This window comes from Achromobacter deleyi (genome assembly GCF_016127315.1).
In the GTDB taxonomy this organism is placed as follows: domain Bacteria; phylum Pseudomonadota; class Gammaproteobacteria; order Burkholderiales; family Burkholderiaceae_B; genus Achromobacter; species Achromobacter insuavis_A.
The window spans coordinates 4,773,700-4,792,925 of the sequence record NZ_CP065997.1 but is presented as its reverse complement, the minus strand read 5'-3'; the positions used below and the strand labels follow the sequence as shown (position 1 = coordinate 4,792,925).

Here is a 19,226-nt window from a genome sequence, read left to right as displayed (position 1 = left end):
CCATGCGCGTCTCTCTCCTGATCATGGCGGCGCTGTTCTCGTGCGCCGCGGCGGCGCAGGACGCCGCCACCGTCGTCCCCGCCAACGTGATTCCACAGCCCGGCCAGGTGGTGGCCAGCGGCGCCGTCCCCGACGAGGCCACCAAGGCCGACGTGCTGGCGCGGCTGCAGCAGGTCTACGGCGTGGGCAACGTCATCGACCAGATCGAGGTCGGCGGCGTGGTCGCGCCCCCCAACTGGTCCGAACACGTGGGCAAGCTGATCGGCCAGCCGCTCAAGCAGATCAACCGCGGCCAGCTGGAAGTGGATGGCACCCAGATCCGCCTGCAGGGCGAAGTGCAGAACGAGGCCTCGCGCCAGCAGATCGCCAGCACCTTCGCCACCTCGCTCAATCCAACCTACAAGATCGTCAACGGCCTGCGCGTGGCCGCCGGCAAGGACGAACAGGGATTGCTGGACAAGGTGCTGACCAACCGCGTGGTGGAATTCGAGACCGGCAGCGCCACGCTGACGGCGCGCGGACGCGAGCTGCTCGACCAGGTGGCCGACGTGATTCCCAAGCTGCACAGCGACAAGGTGCAGATCATCGGCCACACCGACAGCTCCGGCAGCCGCAGCACCAACCTGGCCCTGAGCCAGGCGCGCGCCGACGCGGTCAGGGCCTATCTGGTGGACAAGGGGCTGCCGCCCGGCCGCTTCGAGACGTTGGGCGCGGGGCCGGACCAGCCGGTGGCCACCAACGCCACGGCCGAGGGCCGCGCCAAGAACCGCCGCATCGAATTCCGCGCCAGCCGCTGAGCGGCGGCCGCGCGTTGATGCCGTCACGCAGGGCGTGGCGGCGCCCCGCCCGCGCTGCTATCCGGCGATGGCCATCGCGGCCATCGCCCGGGGCTTGCCTTCAGCCGTTGTTCTCCGGCGGCTTGGGCACGCCCAGCAGCTCTTCCAGGCCCGACAGCGCCTCGCCGTTCTTGACCACGGTGCGCAGCCACAGGTGCAGCGACATCTCGCCCCAGCTGGCGGCCTTGTCGGCCAGATAGGCCACGGGGCTGTGCGGTTCGGTGCGGCGGAAGAACTCGGCCACTTCGCGCAGTTGCGCCAGGGCCTGGTCGCGCGTTTGCAGCGGGCCACGCGTGGCCGCGGGGGCCGTGGGCGGAAGGTCGGCAGCGGTCAAGGTGGGCTCCATGCGGGTGATGGGCGCGCCGGCGGACGGCGCGGCCTGCGCGGCCGGCGCCGGCGCCAGGTCGGCGCGCACCAGCAGGCCGGCCTCGCGGGCGAAGCGATGCACCAGTTCGGTCACGTCCTTCAGGGCGGTGCGCACCGGCGTGATGGCCGGGCCTTCGTCGCCCAGGCGCTCGGTCAGCGTCAACTCCAGCACGTCGACCGCGCCGAAGCAGCTCTGCAATTGGCTTTCCAGCTCGGAATAGAACGCCGGCGGCGTATCGCGGCGCGCGGCGTCGAACTGCTCCAGCGTGACCTTGCCGCGCGACATGTCGGCGGCGTTCTGCGGCGTGCGCTTGATGGCGTTGGCCAGTTGCGAGGCGCTGTCCCACAGCACCGCGCCGAAGCGTCCGCCCTCGGACTGCGTCAACGGCAGTTCGCGCACCAGCTGCTGCGAACGCGCCAGCAGCCACGCCAGGTTGCCCACGCGCTGCTGCACGTCGCCCTCGTCGGGCACCGGATGCAGGCCGTCCCAATAGCGCCGGCACAGGCCGTCCACCAGCAGGAAGCCATCGCGCAGGCCGGCAAAGCCGCGGGTCTTGGCCCAGGCCTCGGCCAGCCAGGCGGCCACGCGCACGTCCTTGCTGCGCTCGGTCAGCACCTCGGTGCAGATGCGGACCACCTGCGGCCAGTCGGCTTCCTTGATGTCGATGACCCAGTCGCCCTGGTCCAGGTGCGGGTCGTCATGGCGGCGGGCCTCGCGGATGGCATCGAATTCGGCCGAAAAGACCATGTCGGCGCCACAAGGCGCCTCGCCCGGAATGGGCTGCAGCAGTGCGTCGATATCGCTCATAGTGTCTTGTGTCGTTGCGGGTGGCGAGCCATGCGCAAGCGGCGCATGGCCCGGCGGCGAAAGCAGCGATGATCCCATATCTGTAACGGCGTTACGTTGGAACATGACACGCCCTATTACAAAACGCATCAGGGACCATCGCTATCATGCAAGCTCTCCAAACACAGGGAGTCGCGATGAACAAGTCATTCCACATGATGCCCAACGGCCGCTTTATCAACGGCACGCCGCGGCGCTGCCCCGATGGCACCTACGTCGGCGACGGCGGGCCCATCACCCGCGCGCCGGACGGCACCTACGTGGCCGGCACGCCGCAGCGCGCGCCCGATGGCCGCTACCTCGGCAGCGGCGGCCCGGTGCGCATGGCGCCCGATGGCAGCTTCGTCGTGGGCCCGCCGCGCATGGCGCCTGACGGCACCTATCTGTAAGCAGACTTAACCTTCATCTGGGAGCAACGGGCGGCCATGGCGCAGCGATCCGTAATACGCAAGGGTGACCGCACGTCGCACGGCGGCGTGGTGGTGACCGGGGATGAATCCGTGCAGATCTTCGGCCAGCCCATGGCGCGCGTGGGCGACCGCGTCACCTGCCCCAAGTGCCCGGGCCAGCACACCATCGTCGAAGGCGTGCAGAGCGTCAGCTCCGACCGCCGCACGGCGCTCGAAGGCATGAAGACTTCCTGCGGCGCCACGCTCATCGCCAGCCAGCAGTTCTACCAGCTCGAACATGGCGGCGGCGACGGCGGCGGCTCGGGCGTGAACGACGCGCCCCAGGCGCTGCAGGCCGGCGCGCTGGCCGCGGCCGCGCCGATCGCGGCGCAGGACGCGCCGGCGAAATGCGCTCAGGTGCAGGACACGCTCAAGCTGACCGAGGCGATGTTCGACGCCAAGCGCGTCCCGGTGAAGCTGACCGGCCCGTCGGCCTACCAGCCGCCCGCCAACCTGGCGCGCGCGGGTGACGACAAGTGCGTCATGTATGAAGCCTGGCCCGCCGGACAGCGCGTACCGGTGGTGCTGGAGCCGCGCGATCCGCTCTGGACTGGCGACCTGATGCAGCGCCGGCCGCAGGAATTCACCGAGCGCCTGACCGAGGAACCGCAGCCACAACCGGAACAGGTCGCCAAGAGCCTGGGCATCGCCCCCAAGGCGATGCTGCAGGGGCGCGACCTGCAGATCCGCCTGGCCAAGGGCATGGCGCTGGAAGACCGCATCACGCGGCTCAACGCGCAGGTGGTAAAGGGCCCGCCCTGGGCCGATCCGACGCGCGAGACGCACACGGTGGGCGAGACGATGTTCTCGCGCATCACGCTCTACAGCATGTCGGGCGACCAGGCGATGATCGACCACGCCGTGCTGCACGAACTGGCCCACAGCTACGCCAACAACGCCCGCGTCGACATGAAGGCCTGGGGCGCCGCCGCCAAGGCCGACGGCAATTTCCCGTCGGACTACGCCAAGGCCGGCCCGCCCGAGGACTTCGCCGAATTCGTGGTGATGGCCATCGCCACCCAGGGCACGCCCTGCGAGGACTACGCGCGCTCGATCTACCCGGCGCGCTACCGCCAGCTGGACGCGATGGACCTGCTGGACAAGGCCCCCGCCTCCCAGCCAGCCTGACGGGCGCGCCACGGCGGGGCGATTTGCGTCCGGGCCCGGCGGTGAGATAACATACGTTCCATATACAAACCATATATGGAACATTCACTATGGGCATCGTCAAGATTTCCGAGCAGATGCACGAGAACCTGCGCGTGGCCAGCAGCGCGCTGAGCCGCTCGATCAACTCGCAGGCCGAGCACTGGATGCGCATCGGCATGCTGTCCGAGCTCTACCCCGAGCTGCGCCACGCCGACATCTGCCAACTGCTGATCCGCATCGAACAGGCGGAGGGCTTCAGCATTGCGGCCCTGTCCCAGGGGCAGGCGCCCACCGGCCAGCAGGAGGCCGCGTAAATGGCGCGCAAGGTTTCCATCAAATCCGCCGCCGACATCGCCATGGCCCGCCAGGCCGGCGCCCTGGCGGCGGACGTGCTGCACATGATCGCCGAGCACGTGCGCCCCGGCGTCACCACCGACGAGCTCGACCGCATCTGCCACGACTACATCGTCAACGTGCAGCAGGCGATCCCGGCCAACGTCGGCTATCACGGCTTTCCCAAGACCATCTGCGCCTCGGCCAACCACGTGATCTGCCACGGCATCCCGTCGGCCAAGGTGCTCAAGAACGGCGACATCCTCAACATCGACGTGGCCGTCATCAAGGACGGCTGGTACGGCGACACCAGCCGCATGTACTTCGTCGGCCAGCCCAGCCCGCTGGCGCGGCGCCTGGTCGCCACCACCTACGAGGCCATGCGCGCCGGCATCATGGCGGTCAGGCCCGGCGCCACGCTGGGCGACATCGGCCACGCCATCCAGACGGTCGCGCACCGCGAGCACTTCAGCATCGTGCGCGAATACTGCGGCCACGGCATCGGCCAGATCTACCACGACGAGCCGCAGGTGCTGCACTACGGCCGCCCCGGCGAGGGCCTGGTGCTGCAGCCGGGCATGATGTTCACGATCGAGCCCATGATCAACGCCGGCAAGCCGCAGAGCAAGCAGCTGCCCGACGGCTGGACGGTGGTCACCAAGGACCGCTCGCTATCGGCGCAGTGGGAACACATGGTGGTCGTCACCGACACCGGCTACGAAGTGCTGACGTCCTGGCCGGACGGCTTCGGCGACTACCCGCCGATTCCCTGACGCCTCTTCTGGCCGGCGACGGCAATTAACGGAGTGCGACGCGCGCGGGGCCCGGTCATGATCGGGCCCTCGTCGTTTTCGCGGCCCCGCCGGCCGTTGCCTCCATGCCCGCCCTGCCCGCGGCGTTCCGCCGCCTGGCCGCCTCCAACCTGGCCGCCCAATGCTCCGAACAGATCGCCCTGGCGGCGGCGCCGCTGGTGGCGGTGCTGGCGCTGGGCGCCAACGCCGCCCAGACCGGCTATCTGCAGACCGCCCAGACCCTGCCCTTCCTGCTGCTGTCACTGCCCGCCGGGGTGCTGGCCGACCGGATCGCGCGCCGCACCCTGATGACCGCCGCCGAATGCGCGCGCGCCGCCAGCCTGCTGGGCCTGCTGGCGCTGCTGGCGGTGGACGGACTGAACCTGGCCGCGCTGGCGGTGCTGGGCTTCCTGGGCGCGGTCGGCACGGTGGCCTACAACGTCGCCGCGCCCGCGCTGGTGCCGACGCTGCTGCCGGCGACCCAGCTGGCGCAGGCCAACCGCTGGCTGGAACTGGCGCGCAGCGCGGCGTTCTCGGCCGGGCCGGCGCTGGGCGGCGCGCTGGTCGGCGGCATCGGCGCCGCCGTCGCCTACGGCCTGGCCACCCTGCTGTCGCTGCTGGCGGCGGGACTGCTGGCGGGCCTGCCTTCTGAGCCGCCGCGCGCGGCGGCGCGGCGCCACCTGGGGCGCGAACTGCGCGAAGGCGCCGCGTTCGTGGCGGCGCATCCCTTGCTGCGGCCGGTGCTGGTGACGGCGGTGTGCTTCAACACCGCCTGGTTCGTGCTGCAGGCCGTCTACGTGGTCTACGCGGTGGAGCGCCTGGGCCTGACCGCCGCCGGCGTGGGCGCGACGCTGGGCATCTACGGCGCCGGCATGCTGGCCGGGGCCCTGGCCGCGCCATGGCTGGCGGCGCGCCTGTCGTTCGGCGCGATGATCGCGGCCGGCCCCACCTGCGCGCTGGCCGCCAGCCTCATCCTGCTGTCGACGCTGGCCTGGCCGGCGGGCGCCTGGGCCGGCGTCGGCCTGTTCCTGTTCGGCGCCGGGCCGATCCTGTGGACCATCGCCACCACCACGCTGCGCCAGGCGGTCACGCCCAACGCGCTGCTGGGCCGGGTCTCGGCCGTGATCGTCACGGCGACATTCGGCGCGCGGCCGGTGGGCGCCCTGATCGGCGCGACCCTGGCGGCGCGGCTGGGCATGGATGCCTGCCTGTGGTTGTCCAGCGTCGGCTTTGCCGCCCAATTCGTGGTGCTGCTGGCTTCCCCGGTGGCGCGGCTGAGCCGCCAGCCGGAAACCGTGGCGGGTTGAACGACGCCACGCGGCGGCGCCGGGACCTTCTGTTGCGGTCCCGCAGGGACGGATCTGTATCTGGCGGCGGCCAGCGGCGGCCGCTAGACTGGCCTGCCATCGAGGCCGCCGCCCGCGGCGCCTCGCCCGACGCCACCCCTCGCCGCCATCATGCTGAACATCCTGGGAAAAGCCTCTTCCATCAACGTCCGCAAGGTCCTCTGGACCTGTGTCGAACTGGACCTGCCGTTCACGCGCGAGGACTGGGGCGCGGGCTTTCGCCCGACGGCCGACGCGGCCTTCCTGGCGCTCAATCCGAACGCCATGGTGCCGGTGCTGCGCGACGGCGACTTCGTGCTGTGGGAATCGAACAGCATCATCCGCTACCTGGCCAACCAATATGGCGGCGACGCGGTGCATCCGCTGTATCCGGCCAACGCCAGGCTTCGCGCCCGGGTCGATCAGTGGATGGATTGGCAGGCGACCGACCTGAACCGGTCGTGGAGCTACGCCTTCCTGGCGTTGGCGCGGCAGTCGCCGGCGCACCGGGATGCCGCCGCCATCGAGGCCTCGAGCCGCGACTGGGCGCACTTCATGGGAATCCTGGAACAGCGCCTGCGTGACACCGGCGCCTACGTGGCCGGCGAGGCCTTCACGCTGGCCGACATCGCCATCGGCCTGTCGGTCAACCGCTGGTTCGCCACGCCGCTGGACAGCGCCCTGCGGCCCGAGCTGCCGGCGGTGGCCGCCTACTACGACCGGCTGGCCGAGCGGCCGGGCTACCGCGCCCACGGCCGCAACGGCACCGCCTAGCGGCGGTCCGGCCCAGCCAGACCGCCACGCCCGGCGGCGCGCGGTGGCCTGCCACTTACTTGATCACGCCGCAGATCATGCGCCCGCCCCCGCCGCCCAGCGGCTTGGGGGTATCACTGTAGTTGTCCGCACCAACGTGGATCATCAGCGCGCGCTGCTTCACGTCGGCCATTTTCAGGCGCGGCGCCACCACGGCGGTCTTGGCGCTGCCATCGGCGCCCACGGTGATGAAAGGCAGATCGCCCAGATGGCCATCGGTGGCCAGGGGGCCCTTGTGCGCCTTGGTGTTGAACGGGTCGAGGTGGCCACCCGCGGCGCCGCCCGGCATCACCTTGCCGTCGACCGTGGTCGCTTCACATGACCCCTTTTCGTGGACATGGAAGCCGTGTTCGCCCGGCGGCAGGCCCGTCAGCTTGGGCGTGAACTTCAGGCCTTCCTTGGTCTGCTCCAGCGCGACCGTGCCCGCGCTTTTGCCCACGGAGCCGTCATCGTTCAGGAACGACATCGTGACGCTCTCGGCCTGAACTACGGCCGAGACGCCGGCCAGCGCCAGCGTTGCAACGAGAATCGAGAGTTTCTTCATGGACTTTCCTCCTGGGAGTGATGCGCGTGATGCGAGCCGCCCGACGGGGCGGCGGTCGTCCCGGAACCTGTGACCAGGCCCGCAGACTGCCAAAGACAATAGCACCGCGCCGCGGCGCTTCGCCAGCAATCTTCGCTCCTGATACATCGGATACGTCCGCAAATCCGCGACGGTTGACGGGATCCCCCCCTGGCCGACAAGCTACCCCGTCGCCAGCAGCACCGCCGCGTGCAGCAGCACGCCGATCAGGCCGCCCACCAGGGTGCCGTTGAAGCGGATGTACTGCAGGTCGCGCCCCACGCTCAGTTCCAGCTCGTCGACCAGGTGGCGCTCGTCCCACAGCTTGACCGTGCGCGAGATGTGTTCGGTGACGCCGATGCGCAGCCGCCCGGTCAGGCGCCGCGCCGCGCCCAGCACGTGGCTGTTGATGGCCTCGCGCAGGTCCGGGTCTTCGCCCAGCTTGCGCGCCAGCGCCAGCAAGGCGCTCTCCAGGTGCGCGGCCAGGGCCGAATGCTCGTCGCTCAGGTCGCGCCGCAGCGCGGCGTGGATGTCGTCCCACAGGCCTTGCACGTATTCCTGCACCTTGGGGTGGTCGATGGCGCGCTGCTTCATGGCCTCGACCTGCGCGGCCAGCGCCGGATCGGCGCCCAGGCGCGCGATGTAGTTCAGCACCCAGGCCTCGTAGTCGCGCCGCACCGGGTGGTGGGGTTCGGACAGCACGTCGCGCAGTTCCTGCACCAGCGCGCGCGCCAGGCGGTCGGCCAGGTTGTCGGCGATGCCGTCAACCGAGGCGATGACATCCACCGCGGCGATGATGCGCGGCCATTCCTTGCGGGCGAACTTGACCAGCAGCGCCGAGGCGCGTTCCTTGACGTCCTCGTCGCCCAGGTAGCCGCCCAGCCGCTCCATGGCGGCGTCCAGCAGTTCCTGGTGGCGGCCGTCGCGCGTCAACAGGCCCAGCACCTCGCCGGCGGTGCCGGCCGCGTCCCAGCGCCGCAGGTTCTTCACCACGAATTCCTGGATCACGCCGCGCACCGCGTGGTCGTCCAGCAGGTCCAGCGTCTGCAGCGCCACCCGCCGCGCGCCGTCGCTGAGCGCGTGCGCCTGCTTCGGCCGCGCCAGCCAGCGCGACAGGCGCGCGGCCGGGTCGAAGCCGCGCAGCTTCGCCATCAGCGTATCGGGGTCGAGGAAATGGTCGCGCACGAACACCGCGAGGTTGTCGCCGATGCGGTCCTTGTTGCTGGGGATGATGGCGGTGTGCGGAATCGGCAGGCCCATCGGCCGGCGGAACAGCGCCACCACCGCGAACCAGTCGGCCAGCGCGCCCACGGTGGCGGCCTCGCAGAAGGCCCGCACCCAGGCCCAGGCGCCCTGCCCGCCCATGACGTGGCTGGTGATGAAGCCGCTGATCATCGCCACCAGCAGGGCCAGCGCGGCGATCTTCATGCGCCGCAACTGCGCGCGGCGCGCCTGCGACGCCAGCGCGGAGCGGGTGGCGAAGGCCGGCGAGGACGGACTGGCGGAAGGCGGCGTATCGGTCATGGGGTCTCCGGCGGGAATGCCCGCCCAGCATACCAAGCCGGGCGGCCGTCAGTCCTCGGGCCCGGCCAGCGCGCCGCGCAGCCAGGCGATGAAGGCATCGGCATGGGCGGTGCGGGCGCGGCCGGCGGCCGGCACCGCGCGCAGGCCGCCATCGAACGGCACGAAGCCGTAGGGCGCCACCAGCTGCCCTTCCTGCAACTCGCGCGAGATCAGCCGCCGTTCGACCAGCGCCACGCCCAGGCCCGACAGCGCGGCCTCGATGCACAGGTGGGTGTGCGGAAACGCCAGCGTGTCGCCTTGCGCCGCCGGCTGCCCGGTGATGGCCTCCCACTGGTTCCAGGCGCTGGAGGTGTATTCATGGGCGATGCGCACGCGCGTGGCCGGCTTCTTGCGCGCATAGGCCGGCGTGCAGACCGCGCCGAAGCGCACCGGCGCCAGCGCCAGGGCCTGGCGCCGGTCGGCCTCGGCGTAGCCGGACAGGTCCCAGGCCAGGATCAGGTCGGCGCCCTCGTTGCGCATTTCACGCGCCGAGGTCATCGACAGGCGGATGCGGATCTCGGGGTGCTTGCGATAGAACACGGCCAGTTGCGGCACCAGCCAACGCATGGCGAAGGTGGCGCTGCAAGCCACGTGCAGTCCCGGCGCCTGCGATTCGCGCGCCAGGCGCTCATAGGCGTTTTCAAGCTGGTCGAAGGCCGCGCGCACCGAGGCGTAGAACGTGACGCCGGCCTGCGTCAGGCGCAGGCCGGTGCCGTCCTTCTCGAACAGCGCCACGCCCGCGTGTTCCTGCAGCAGGCGCAGATGGCGGCTGACGGCGCCGTGGCTGCGGCACAGTTCCTCGGCGGCGCGGGTGACCGAGCCGCTGCGGGCGATGGCTTCGAAGGCGCGGACGGCGGACAGGGGCGGCAACTGGCGCATGGCGGGTCATTTGTCAGGAAAACTGACGAAGGAGCAGAAAAACTGCATTGTCGGATCCAAGGCCCGTTTTTAGCATGTCGGCATTGCAATCGCTAAACGCCGCGCCACCCCATGCATGGGCCGCCCGGGCGCCTGGACCGATTGCCGCTTGTTTGAATTAACTGACGGTTTCCCTTTTTCCCAAGTCCTTTACGGAGCCCCCCATGCACATCACCCACCTGGCCGCCCACGAAGCCCTGGACAGCCGCGGCAATCCCACCGTCGAAGTCGAGGTCCGCCTGGACGACGGCGCCCAGGGCCTGGCCCTGGTGCCGTCGGGCGCCTCGACCGGCAGGCGCGAGGCCCTGGAGCGGCGCGACGGCGACGCCGCCCGCTACCTGGGCAAGGGCGTGCTGGGCGCGGTCGGCGCGGTCAATACCGAACTGCGCGCCGCCCTGCTGGGCCTGCCGGCCGACCAGCAGGCCCACATCGACCAGATCATGATCGAACTGGACGGCACGCCCGACAAAAGCCGGTTGGGCGCCAACGCCCTGCTCGGCGTGTCGCTGGCGGTGGCGCACGCGGCCGCCCGCAGCCAGGGGCTGCCGCTGTGGCGCCACATCGGCGGCGTGCAGGCGCAGACCCTGCCGGCGCCGATGATCAACATCATCAACGGCGGCGCGCATGCCGACAACCCGCTGGATTTCCAGGAATTCATGATCCTGCCGGTGGGCGCGGACAGCTTCCGCGAGGCGCTGCGCATGGGCGCGGAGGTCTTCCACACGCTGCGCCACGCCCTCAAGGCGGCCGGCCACAGCGTCAACGTGGGCGATGAAGGCGGCTTCGCGCCCACGCTGCGCAACGCGCCCGAGGCGCTGGACTTCATCATGGCCGCGATCGAGCGCGCCGGCCTGCGCCCCGGCGCCGACATCGCGCTGGCGCTGGACCCAGCCGCCAGCGAATTCCACGGCCCGGACGGCTACCGCTACCACGGCGAGAACCTGCTGCGCGACGCCGAACAGCAGGTGCAGTACCTGGCCGGGCTGGTGCGCGACTACCCCATCGTCTCGATCGAGGACGGCATGGCCGAGGACGACGCCATCGGCTGGAAGGTGCTGGGCGCGACCCTCGGCGGCGCCTGCCAGCTGGTGGGCGACGACGTGTTCTGCACCAACCCGCAACTGTTCCAGGCCGGCATCGAACAGGGCGTGGCCAACGCCATCCTGGTCAAGATCAACCAGATCGGCACGCTCAGCGAGACCGGCCGGGTGCTGGCGCTGGCGCGCCGCGCCGGCTATGGCGTGGTCATGTCGCACCGCTCCGGCGAGACCGAGGACACCAGCATCGCCGACCTGGCGGTGGCGGCCAACTGCGGCATGATCAAGACCGGCTCGCTGTCGCGCGCCGACCGCACCGCCAAGTACAACCGCCTGCTGCGCATCGAGCGCGAGCTGGGCGCGGCCGCCGTCTATGCCGGCGCCGGCGCGCTGGCGCGGCGCGGCTGAGGACCCGCGACCCGCCGGCGCCCACAGCGGCCCGGCACGGGCCTCTAGCGCGCGGCCGGCGCGGATGCCGCCAGGTAACGGCTCGGCAAGCCGCCGGTCAGGCGCTTGAACATCGCGGCGAAGGCGCTGGCCGTGGCGTAGCCGGTTTCGTGGGCCACCACGCCCACCGGCGCGCCCTGCGCCAGCCGGCTCAACGCCACCATCAGGCGCACGCGGTGGCGCCAGGCGGTGAAGCCCAGCCCGGTGTCGCGCAGGAACAGCCGCGCCAGCGTGCGTTCGGAGAGCGCCAGGCGCGCCGCCCAGGCCGCCAGCCCGTCGCCATCGGCCGGCTGGCGCAGCAGGTGCTCGTGACCGGCGCCGCGGCGGCGTTGACGCGGCTGGCGGCGGCCTGACCCCGTTCACTGGCGTTCAAGACAGGACGGCCGCCGGCGCCGACGATGGCGGCTTTTGCCGAGGAACCGCGCATGTCCGTCCCCACCGCCCCTGTCGTCCTGTCCGCGCCCGCCGTGCCGGAGAAAATCGTGATCGTGCTGGCGGCAACGCTCGGCGTGGGCCAGGCCGCCAACGTCTCGGCCTGCCTGGCCGCGGGCCTCGCGGCCGCCTTGCCAGGCTGGGCCGGCGCGCCGCTGCGCGACCCCGATGGCATGGCCTCGTCGGCCATCTCGCACCTGCCCATCATCGTGCTCTCGGCCGATGCGGTGCGCATGGCGCAACTGCGCGAACGGCTGGCGCCCGCGCCGCCCGACGGCGCGCGGCTGGCCGTGTTCCCGGCCTATGCCCGCGAGATCCATGAGGCCGCCCACTATTGGGCGCGGCACCGCGAGACCTCGCACCGCGACCAGCCCCTGCTCGGCGTCGGCCTGGCCGGCGCCAAGCGCTGGATCAACGCGCTGACCGGCAGCCTGCCGATGCTGCGTTGAACGCCCGCGCGCCGGCGCAACCGCTCAGGCGCGTTCGCGGTACGCGGTGGCGCACAGGATCGACAGGAACAGCAGCAGCGCCAGCGTCAGCAACAGGCCGCCCGCCGCCGTGATGATGGCGTCGGAGCGCCACAACAGCAGCGCCTGGCGCAACGCGGCGCCGGTCACCTCGGTCAGGCCCGTCAGCAACAGCAGCACGACGGCGAACGGCCAGACCGAGCCGCGCAGCGCCTGGCGCGACCGCCGCCAGCCATAGCCATCCGTCAGGGCGGCCTGCGGCAGGGCCAGGGACCAGGATCCCAGCAGGTGCGTCATGGGCAGCCACAGGATCATCAGCAACAGCAATGCGATGGCCAGGAACACCGTGCTGGGCGTGTTCGGCATCTGGAAATACAGGGAGAGCGTCAGGCTGCCGCTGATCGACTTCAGGGCGGCGATCGCGACGATCGCCGCGAACACCAGGGCCAGCACCCGGGCCTGGGCGCCATCCAGGCTGGGCGCCAGGCGCGGCACGCCCGCCAGTTGGCGCTGCCACGCCAGCGCCACACGCGCCAGGGCCAGCAGATTGACCACCGCCGCCAGCAGGAACCAGGTTTCGCGCGGACCGCCCGCCTGGTTCAGCAGAAGCGCGCCCGGCAACGACAACGCGAACGCCACGCAGGCCCACGGCGCGGCGGCGACCATGCCGGGAACCTGCGCCGTGAACTGGCGGGCCGTCAACGCCAGCAGGCGGCGCGCGGTGAGCGGATGCGGCAAGGTGTACCTCTCTCGGTCAGGTCAGGACCATCGGCCCCGCGGCCGATGGCGACTCCAGGCCTTATACCAGAGACGCGCGCCCGCCGCGCCGCATTCAATCGGCCAGCAGGCCCGGCGCCAGCGCCGCCAGGGTGGCGATGTGCGCGTCCATTTCCTGCGGGCGCGGATTGTCGATATTGCCGGCGCCCGCGGTGCGCAACCGCAACGTCAACAGGCCGCCGCCGTCGGCGCTGAACTGCAGGCCGAACACCCAGTCCACGCCTTGCGCGCGGGCGACCAGCGTCAGCCAGCCCGTGTCCGCTTCGATCAGGGTGCGGGCGCGCAACAGGCCGCGCGCCTCCAGCGCGGACGGCGCGGCGGTGGCGAACCGCTGCATGGCCGCCAGCACGGTCGGGGTCTCGGCGGAGAACGCGATCTGCACCAATTGCAGCGGCGGCACCAGCAGCCGATGCGAGAACAGCCGCGGCATCGGCGCCGCGGTTGGCGCCACGCCGGTTGACCATGACGCGGGAACGGTTGCCAGCCCCGGATCCACGGCGCTCGCCGGCGCGACCGCCGCGACCCGGGCCTGCCCGGCGGTCGAAGCACAGCCGCCGAACAGCACCGCGGCCAGGGCCGGCAACAGCAGCCGGGGCAGCCACCGCAGGAAGCCGCCGCCTTCGTTGACGCGTGGCGCTAGGATCGGGCGGCGCATGCCTGGCCCTCCGGCTTGTCGTGATAGGTGCGGAATTCTTCCAGGTCCGCCAGGGGCTTTTTCAAGCGATAGCAGGCATTCAGGCCGCGCAGCAACAGGAACGCTTCCTCGCTGCCGAGGGATTTGGAGAAATCATCGTCGGCCAGCTTGGTCGAGATCTCTTCCAGCGTCTTCTGGTCGCGATAGCGCGCCAGCCGCTCGCCCAGGGTGTAGGCGGTCAGCGCGGCCTGCAGCCGGCCCTGCGCGTCGCTGACCTGCTCGACCGAGGCGCTGGCGCCCACCTTGCTCAGCAGCGCCGTGAGCGCCACCGACTTTTCCAGCACCGACTTGGGCACGATGCTCTCGAACGTGCCCACCGACACCAGCGCGGTCGGCACGTTCAGCGGCGCGGCGCCATCCATCACCTGGTTGGTGCGGGTGTTGTAGGTCAGCGCCTTTTCCCAGAAGCCGCGCGTGCCGGCCACCGGGCGCCCCACCACCACATAGGTGCCCTGCTTGAGCAGGCCCAGGTTGGAGCCGGCCGACTGGCTCACCGCCGACTGCGAATACAGCTGCACGCTGTAGTCCAGCACCATGCGGTTGCGCTGGTTCGCCAGCACCAGCTCGGCGGCGGTGAAGGCCACCCCCACCAGCGGCGAGACCAGCGGATTGTTGGCCAGGCTCGCCGCGCCGTTGGCCACGCCCTGCGCCCGTTGCAGCGCGCGCAGAGTCTCGGCGTTGCGCTCGGTGGTGACGTCCATCACGCGCAACCGGAACGACGGCGCCACGCGCTCGTCCCAGCGCTGCACGTAGTACACCAGCAGATTGGAGAAGTTCAGGGATTGATCGGGCTGCACGCCGCGCTGGTACCAGACCACGATGGACTGATTGCTGCCGTCGTCCTTGGCGGCGATGTCGAGGATCACCGCGTAGTCCGCCGGGCCGTCGATGCCGGCGGTCTTGACGCCGGCCGCGTCCTTCAGCGCCGGGATCTCGACCGACCGCATCATGATCGAGAGCGGCGCGTTGGCCGGCACCGCCAGTTGCCGTTCCGCATCCGAAGACGCCGGCGCGCCGGCCTGCTCCAGCACGCGCGCGCGCTCGTCGTCACCGGGCTTGAGATAGAAGATGCGGTTGTCCGCGTAGATCGGGGTATGCACGGTGTAGGCATCACCGATGCGCGGCTCGCCTCCCGCGCATCCCGCCAACAATCCCGCCACCAGCCCCAACATGCCCCACCGCAAGACGGCGCCTTGCCGCCGCAGGCCGGCCCGACGCCGGCGCATGAACACGAAAGCCATACTTGCTCCGCAAGAAAAGGCCCGCAATGGATCGGAACAACGCCCAAGCCCGGCGCGGCGGTCAGGCGGCGGTCAACGCTGCCCGTTCCTCGGCCAAAGCTTCCCGCCAGGACGGCGGGCGGGAATGGTCGGCATTTTTATCATTATGTTTCTTTTTGTCAAACTTCTCGCGCAGGGCATGCCGCGCCCGTGGCGCCCGGCGCGCATCGTCGCCAGCGGCTGGGCGCCGGGCGGATATCACCACGGTTCGAAGGTGGCCCGGATCGGCGCGTAGCCGGGGCCGAGCGCGCGCTGGATGGCGTCCGCCCGCATCATGGCCAGGAAAAAGTCCTCCAGGTCGTCCGCGACGCGCCGTATCCGCGCATAACGCATGCCGATCACATGAATGGGGAACTCGCCGGACGGCAGCGGCCGCGCGGTGTCCCAGCACAGCAGTTCGCCGTTGTGGCCACCGCCGAAGAAGAACAGGCGATCGAGCTCCACGGGCGGGAAGGCGGGATCCTGCTCCAAGGCCTCGTCCTCGCCGATCTCGACGCCCTCTTCCCGCCAATGGGCGCGCATCTCGGCCAGGTTTGCCCGCCAGTGCGCGTGGTGCCCGGCCAGCGCCGCCCCACCGGGCGGCACGGCTAGCGGCGGACAGACATAGAACAGGCCGCCCACCGAACCCGGCCCGACCTGTTCGCTGAAGCTTCGATAGCTCGGCGGCAGCGCCAGGCCGGTCAAGGCCCGCGCCTGGGTGAAATCCCAGGCCAGGCGCCGGGCGGGCGCGAGAAAACTCCAATCGGCAATCGACATGACGGCATCCAGAGGCAGGGACGCCGATGATAGCCGGCGGGCGCTGCCGGCCCTATGCCGCGCCCAGCAGCCCCGGCCGCCCTTCGTGCGCGGCCTGCGCGCGCTGCTGGATGAACTCGATCATCATGGAAATGGCGCGCGGATGATGGCGGTTGGGCATGTACAGCATGTACATGGCGCGGCCGAAGATGCTCAGCCGCCATTGCGGCAAGGCGGGCAGCAGGTCGCCGCGCGCGATGTCGTCATGCACCACGTAATCGGGCACCACGCCGATGCCCAGCCCGGCCAGCGCCGCCTCGCGCAGGAAGGCGTAGTTGCGTGAAATGACGGTGGGCTCCAGCACCACGTGCTGGCGCGGCTGGCCGCCGTAGTAGGCCGACAGCCGCAGCGGCCGGCCGATGACGGCGGCGCTGATGGTGGGCAGGCGCGCCAGCTCCGCCGGCGTGTCCGGCAGGCCGCGGGCGCGCGCGAAATCGCGCGAGGCACAGGCCACGTAGCGCACCTGGCCCAGTTCGCGCGCCACCAGGTTGTGCGGCGGCTCGGACATGATGCGCACGGCGATGTCGACCTCGTCGCGCAGCAGGTCGTCGACGCTGTTCTCGAACAGCACGTCCAGCACGATGTCGGGATAGGCCTGCTTGAACTCGATCAGCCACGGCATCATCACGAACTGGCCATAGCCGCTCGGCACGCTCAGGCGCACCTTGCCCTGCGGCGTCTTGCCCAGCGTTTCGACGGCCTCGCGCGCCGCCGCCAGCTCGTCCTGGATGCTGCGGCCGTGCTGGTACAGCTTGAGTCCGATTTCGGTGGGCTCGACGTGGCGCGTGGTGCGCCGCAGCAGCTGCATGCCGACGGCGCGCTCGAGCTGGGTCAGGTGGTAGCTGACGTTGGCGCGCGTCATCTTCAGCCGGCGCGCCGCTTCGCTCAGGTTGCCCGCGTCCACGATCTCCACCAGCAGGGTCAGCGCTTTCGTATCCATGTCGAATCTCCCGGACCCGCGCTGGCGTTGTTCATTGCATCCCGGCGGTCCGGTGGCATTGTCAAATTATCTTATCGTCATTGTCAATTATGGATGCCATTGTCAAGACTTCTTTGCTGGTAAAGAATAGACGGATACAAGACGGGCCGTTCCTGGCCCGCCAGGCGCCGCGACAGCGCCGCGTTCGCCCCGGGACCCGCCGGCACAGAGGCCTCTCCGCCTCGCCGCGCCATCCCGACCTGGCCGGCGCGGGCGGCGACCCTACCGGAGACACTGTCCCATGGCAGCCAGCAGCCCCGCCGGCGCGGTCCACACGCGCCGCGACGCCGACGTTCTCGTCGTCACCATCGACCATCCCCCCGTCAATGCCCTGAGCGCCGAAGTGCGCGCCGGCCTGCTCCAGGCCATCGACCAGGCCCAGGCCGATCCGCAGGTGCGGGCCGTGCTGCTGACCGGCGCCGGCAACAACTTCATCGCCGGCGCCGACATCCGCGAATTCGGCAAGCCGCCGCGTCCGCCCGCCCTGCCCGACGTCTGCAACCGGATCGAGGCCAGCGCCAAGCCGGTGGTGGCCGCGCTGCACGGCGCGGCGCTGGGCGGCGGGTTGGAAGTGGCGCTGGCCGCGCACTACCGCGTGGCCCTGCCCGGCGCCAAGCTGGGCCTGCCCGAAGTGACGCTGGGCCTGCTGCCCGGCGCCGGCGGCACGCAGCGCGCGCCGCGCCTGATCGGCGCCGCGGCGGCGCTGGACCTCATGCTGTCGGGCAAGCCGATGACGGCGCAGGCCGCCGTCGCCGCCGGCCTGGCCGATGAACTGGCGGCTGGCGCCGACCCGCTGATCGCCGGCCTGGACTACACGCGCCGCCTGCTGGCGCGCAACGCCGCGCCGCGCCGCAGCCGCGACGGCCAGGCGCTGACGGACAAGGCCGCCGCCCTGGCCGCGATCGACGCCGCCGGCCAACGTATCGCGGCCACCACGCGCGGCCTGTTCTCGCCGGCGAAGATCCTCGAGGCGGTGCGCGCTGCCGTCGAATTGCCTTTCGACGAGGGCCTGCGCACCGAACGCGCGCTGTTCCTGCAATGCCTGGACAGCCCGCAGCGCGCCGGCCTGATCCACGCCTTCTTCGCCGAACGCGAAACCGCCAAGATCCCCGAGCTGAAGCAGGCCAGGCCGCGCCGGCTCGAGCGCGTCGGCGTGATCGGCGGCGGCACCATGGGCGCCGGCATCGCCGTGGCGCTGCTGGACGCCGGTCTGCCGGTGGTCATGGTCGAGCAGGACGACGCCGCGCTGGCGCGCGGCCGCCAACGGGTCGAGCACGTCTACGACCTGCTGGCGGGCAAGGGCCGCATGAGCGCCGACGAGCGCGCCGCCCGCCTGGCGCGCCTGACCGGCGCCACCGACTACGCGGCGCTGGCCGATGCCGACCTGGTCATCGAGGCGGTGTTCGAGGACATGGACGTCAAGCAGGCCGTGTTCGCGCAACTGGACCGCGTGGTCCGGCCCGACGCGGTGCTGGCCACCAACACCTCGTACCTGGACGTGGACCGCATCGCCCAGGCCACGCGCGACCCGGGCCGCGTGCTCGGGCTGCACTTCTTCTCGCCCGCCAACATCATGAAGCTGCTGGAAGTGGTGGTCGGCCGCGACACGGCGGCCAACACCGTGGCCACCGGCTTCGAGCTGGCGCGCCGCCTGCGCAAGATCGCGGTGCGCGCCGGCGTCTGCGACGGCTTCATCGGCAACCGCATCCTGGCGGTGCACCGCCAGGCGGCCGACATGATGATGGAGGATGGCGCCTCGCCCTACGACATCGACGCGGCGGTGCGCGACTTCGGCTACCCCATGGGTCCGTACCAGATGGTGGACCTGGCCGGCGGCGACATCGGCTGGGCCACGCGCAAGCGCCGCGCCGCCACCCGCGACCCGGCGCTGCGCTACGTGCAGATCCCGGACCGCCTGTGCGAGCGCGGCTGGTTCGGCCAGAAGACCGGCCGCGGCTTCTACCTGTATCCCGACGGCGCGCGCCACGGCACGCCCGATCCGGAAGTGCTGGCCATCATCGCTGCCGAACGCCAGCGCGCCGGCGTCGCGCCGCGCGCCTTCGGCGCCGAGGACATCCAGCGCCGCTACCTCGCGGCCATGATCAACGAGGCGGCCAACGTGCTGCGCGAGGGCATCGCGCTGCGGCCGTCGGACATCGACATGGTGTTCCTGTCGGGCTACGGCTTTCCGCGCCATCGCGGCGGGCCGATGCACTACGCCGACCGCGTCGGGCTGGCCAACGTGCTGGCCGACATCCGCGCCTACGCCAAGGAAGACCCCGCGTTCTGGAAGCCATCGCCGCTACTGGTCGAACTGGCCGAATCCGGCCGCGACTTCGCCAGCCTGAACCAGGCCGCCTGACCCC

At 71.1% G+C, this 19,226-nt stretch carries 21 protein-coding genes; 11 read left to right on the top strand and 10 right to left on the bottom strand.

Features of this window, described 5'->3' with window-relative positions; genetic code table 11:
• Positions 1 to 2 precede the first annotated feature (2 nt).
• Positions 3 to 797 (top strand): OmpA family protein, encoded by a 795-nt coding sequence (locus I6I07_RS21765; RefSeq protein ID WP_006395422.1) that lies wholly within the window; start codon positions 3 to 5, stop codon positions 795 to 797.
• 100 nt (positions 798 to 897) lie between these two features.
• Here the strand turns inward: I6I07_RS21765 and tssA are convergent, their stop codons facing one another.
• Positions 898 to 2,010 carry a type VI secretion system protein TssA gene (gene tssA, locus I6I07_RS21760; RefSeq protein WP_198483672.1) on the bottom strand — a complete coding sequence of 371 codons (1,113 nt, stop codon included), beginning with the start codon at positions 2,008 to 2,010 and terminating at the stop codon, positions 898 to 900.
• Positions 2,011 to 2,186: 176 nt separating this feature from the next.
• On the opposite strand from tssA, the gene I6I07_RS21755 reads away from it, so the two are divergent.
• The 6 genes from I6I07_RS21755 to I6I07_RS21730 all read left to right on the top strand — a co-directional run bounded on the left by I6I07_RS21755 (position 2,187) and on the right by I6I07_RS21730 (position 6,870).
• Positions 2,187 to 2,438, top strand: coding sequence for a hypothetical protein (locus tag I6I07_RS21755; protein WP_198483671.1), 252 nt, complete (start codon positions 2,187 to 2,189; stop codon positions 2,436 to 2,438).
• Between the two features lie 36 nt (positions 2,439 to 2,474).
• Positions 2,475 to 3,626, top strand: a complete 1,152-nt coding sequence (locus I6I07_RS31745) for a PAAR domain-containing protein (protein ID WP_232625682.1) — start codon at positions 2,475 to 2,477, stop codon at positions 3,624 to 3,626.
• 89 nt (positions 3,627 to 3,715) lie between these two features.
• Positions 3,716 to 3,961: a ParD-like family protein gene (locus tag I6I07_RS21745; protein ID WP_054434814.1), complete on the top strand. Its 246-nt coding sequence runs from the start codon at positions 3,716 to 3,718 to the stop codon at positions 3,959 to 3,961.
• Positions 3,962 to 4,753, top strand: a complete 792-nt coding sequence (gene map, locus I6I07_RS21740) for a type I methionyl aminopeptidase (RefSeq protein ID WP_198483670.1) — start codon at positions 3,962 to 3,964, stop codon at positions 4,751 to 4,753.
• A 104-nt stretch (positions 4,754 to 4,857) separates the two neighbouring features.
• A complete protein-coding gene (locus tag I6I07_RS21735; protein ID WP_198483669.1) occupies positions 4,858 to 6,078 on the top strand; it encodes an MFS transporter in 1,221 nt (406 codons plus the stop codon).
• A 150-nt stretch (positions 6,079 to 6,228) separates the two neighbouring features.
• Positions 6,229 to 6,870: a glutathione S-transferase family protein gene (locus tag I6I07_RS21730; protein WP_198483668.1), complete on the top strand. Its 642-nt coding sequence runs from the start codon at positions 6,229 to 6,231 to the stop codon at positions 6,868 to 6,870.
• Between the two features lie 55 nt (positions 6,871 to 6,925).
• On the opposite strand, the gene sodC is transcribed toward I6I07_RS21730, so the two are convergent.
• The 3 genes from sodC to I6I07_RS21715 form a co-directional block, all read right to left on the bottom strand.
• Positions 6,926 to 7,453 (bottom strand): superoxide dismutase family protein, encoded by a 528-nt coding sequence (sodC, locus tag I6I07_RS21725; RefSeq protein WP_054434807.1) that lies wholly within the window; start codon positions 7,451 to 7,453, stop codon positions 6,926 to 6,928.
• A gap of 201 nt (positions 7,454 to 7,654) precedes the next feature.
• Complete coding sequence (locus tag I6I07_RS21720) at positions 7,655 to 8,899, bottom strand: DUF445 domain-containing protein (RefSeq protein WP_198487624.1); 1,245 nt, start codon at positions 8,897 to 8,899, stop codon at positions 7,655 to 7,657.
• A 144-nt stretch (positions 8,900 to 9,043) separates the two neighbouring features.
• A complete protein-coding gene (locus I6I07_RS21715) occupies positions 9,044 to 9,913 on the bottom strand; it encodes a LysR substrate-binding domain-containing protein (protein WP_198483667.1) in 870 nt (289 codons plus the stop codon).
• A gap of 203 nt (positions 9,914 to 10,116) precedes the next feature.
• Here I6I07_RS21715 and eno point away from each other — a divergent pair, with 203 nt between their 5' ends.
• A complete protein-coding gene (eno, locus tag I6I07_RS21710; protein ID WP_198483666.1) occupies positions 10,117 to 11,397 on the top strand; it encodes a phosphopyruvate hydratase in 1,281 nt (426 codons plus the stop codon).
• Positions 11,398 to 11,441: 44 nt separating this feature from the next.
• Here the strand turns inward: eno and I6I07_RS21705 are convergent, their stop codons facing one another.
• The gene (locus I6I07_RS21705; RefSeq protein ID WP_232626137.1) at positions 11,442 to 11,651 is read right to left on the bottom strand and encodes a helix-turn-helix domain-containing protein; all 210 of its coding nucleotides are present in this window, start codon (positions 11,649 to 11,651) and stop codon (positions 11,442 to 11,444) included.
• On the opposite strand from I6I07_RS21705, the gene I6I07_RS31740 reads away from it, so the two are divergent.
• Positions 11,613 to 11,789: a hypothetical protein gene (locus tag I6I07_RS31740; RefSeq protein ID WP_232625681.1), complete on the top strand. Its 177-nt coding sequence runs from the start codon at positions 11,613 to 11,615 to the stop codon at positions 11,787 to 11,789. The genes I6I07_RS21705 and I6I07_RS31740 overlap by 39 nt on opposite strands.
• Positions 11,790 to 11,861: 72 nt before the next feature.
• Entirely contained in the window at positions 11,862 to 12,317 is a 456-nt protein-coding gene (locus I6I07_RS21700; RefSeq protein ID WP_232625680.1) for a DUF2000 domain-containing protein, read from the top strand.
• A gap of 24 nt (positions 12,318 to 12,341) precedes the next feature.
• Here the strand turns inward: I6I07_RS21700 and I6I07_RS21695 are convergent, their stop codons facing one another.
• The 5 genes from I6I07_RS21695 to I6I07_RS21675 all read right to left on the bottom strand — a co-directional run bounded on the left by I6I07_RS21695 (position 12,342) and on the right by I6I07_RS21675 (position 16,821).
• Positions 12,342 to 13,073 carry a hypothetical protein gene (locus I6I07_RS21695; RefSeq protein ID WP_198483664.1) on the bottom strand — a complete coding sequence of 244 codons (732 nt, stop codon included), beginning with the start codon at positions 13,071 to 13,073 and terminating at the stop codon, positions 12,342 to 12,344.
• A gap of 94 nt (positions 13,074 to 13,167) precedes the next feature.
• Positions 13,168 to 13,767, bottom strand: a complete 600-nt coding sequence (locus I6I07_RS21690; RefSeq protein ID WP_198483663.1) for a hypothetical protein — start codon at positions 13,765 to 13,767, stop codon at positions 13,168 to 13,170.
• On the bottom strand, positions 13,749 to 15,047 hold the full coding sequence (locus I6I07_RS21685) for a hypothetical protein (protein ID WP_116521664.1): 1,299 nt from the start codon (positions 15,045 to 15,047) through the stop codon (positions 13,749 to 13,751). The genes I6I07_RS21690 and I6I07_RS21685 overlap by 19 nt, the downstream gene beginning before the upstream one ends.
• A 237-nt stretch (positions 15,048 to 15,284) precedes the next feature.
• Positions 15,285 to 15,842 carry an SMI1/KNR4 family protein gene (locus I6I07_RS21680; RefSeq protein WP_198483662.1) on the bottom strand — a complete coding sequence of 186 codons (558 nt, stop codon included), beginning with the start codon at positions 15,840 to 15,842 and terminating at the stop codon, positions 15,285 to 15,287.
• 52 nt (positions 15,843 to 15,894) lie between these two features.
• Positions 15,895 to 16,821 carry a LysR family transcriptional regulator gene (locus I6I07_RS21675; protein ID WP_198483661.1) on the bottom strand — a complete coding sequence of 309 codons (927 nt, stop codon included), beginning with the start codon at positions 16,819 to 16,821 and terminating at the stop codon, positions 15,895 to 15,897.
• Positions 16,822 to 17,101: 280 nt separating this feature from the next.
• Between I6I07_RS21675 and I6I07_RS21670 the strand changes: the two genes are divergently transcribed.
• Positions 17,102 to 19,222: a 3-hydroxyacyl-CoA dehydrogenase NAD-binding domain-containing protein gene (locus I6I07_RS21670; RefSeq protein ID WP_198483660.1), complete on the top strand. Its 2,121-nt coding sequence runs from the start codon at positions 17,102 to 17,104 to the stop codon at positions 19,220 to 19,222.
• Positions 19,223 to 19,226 lie beyond the last annotated feature (4 nt).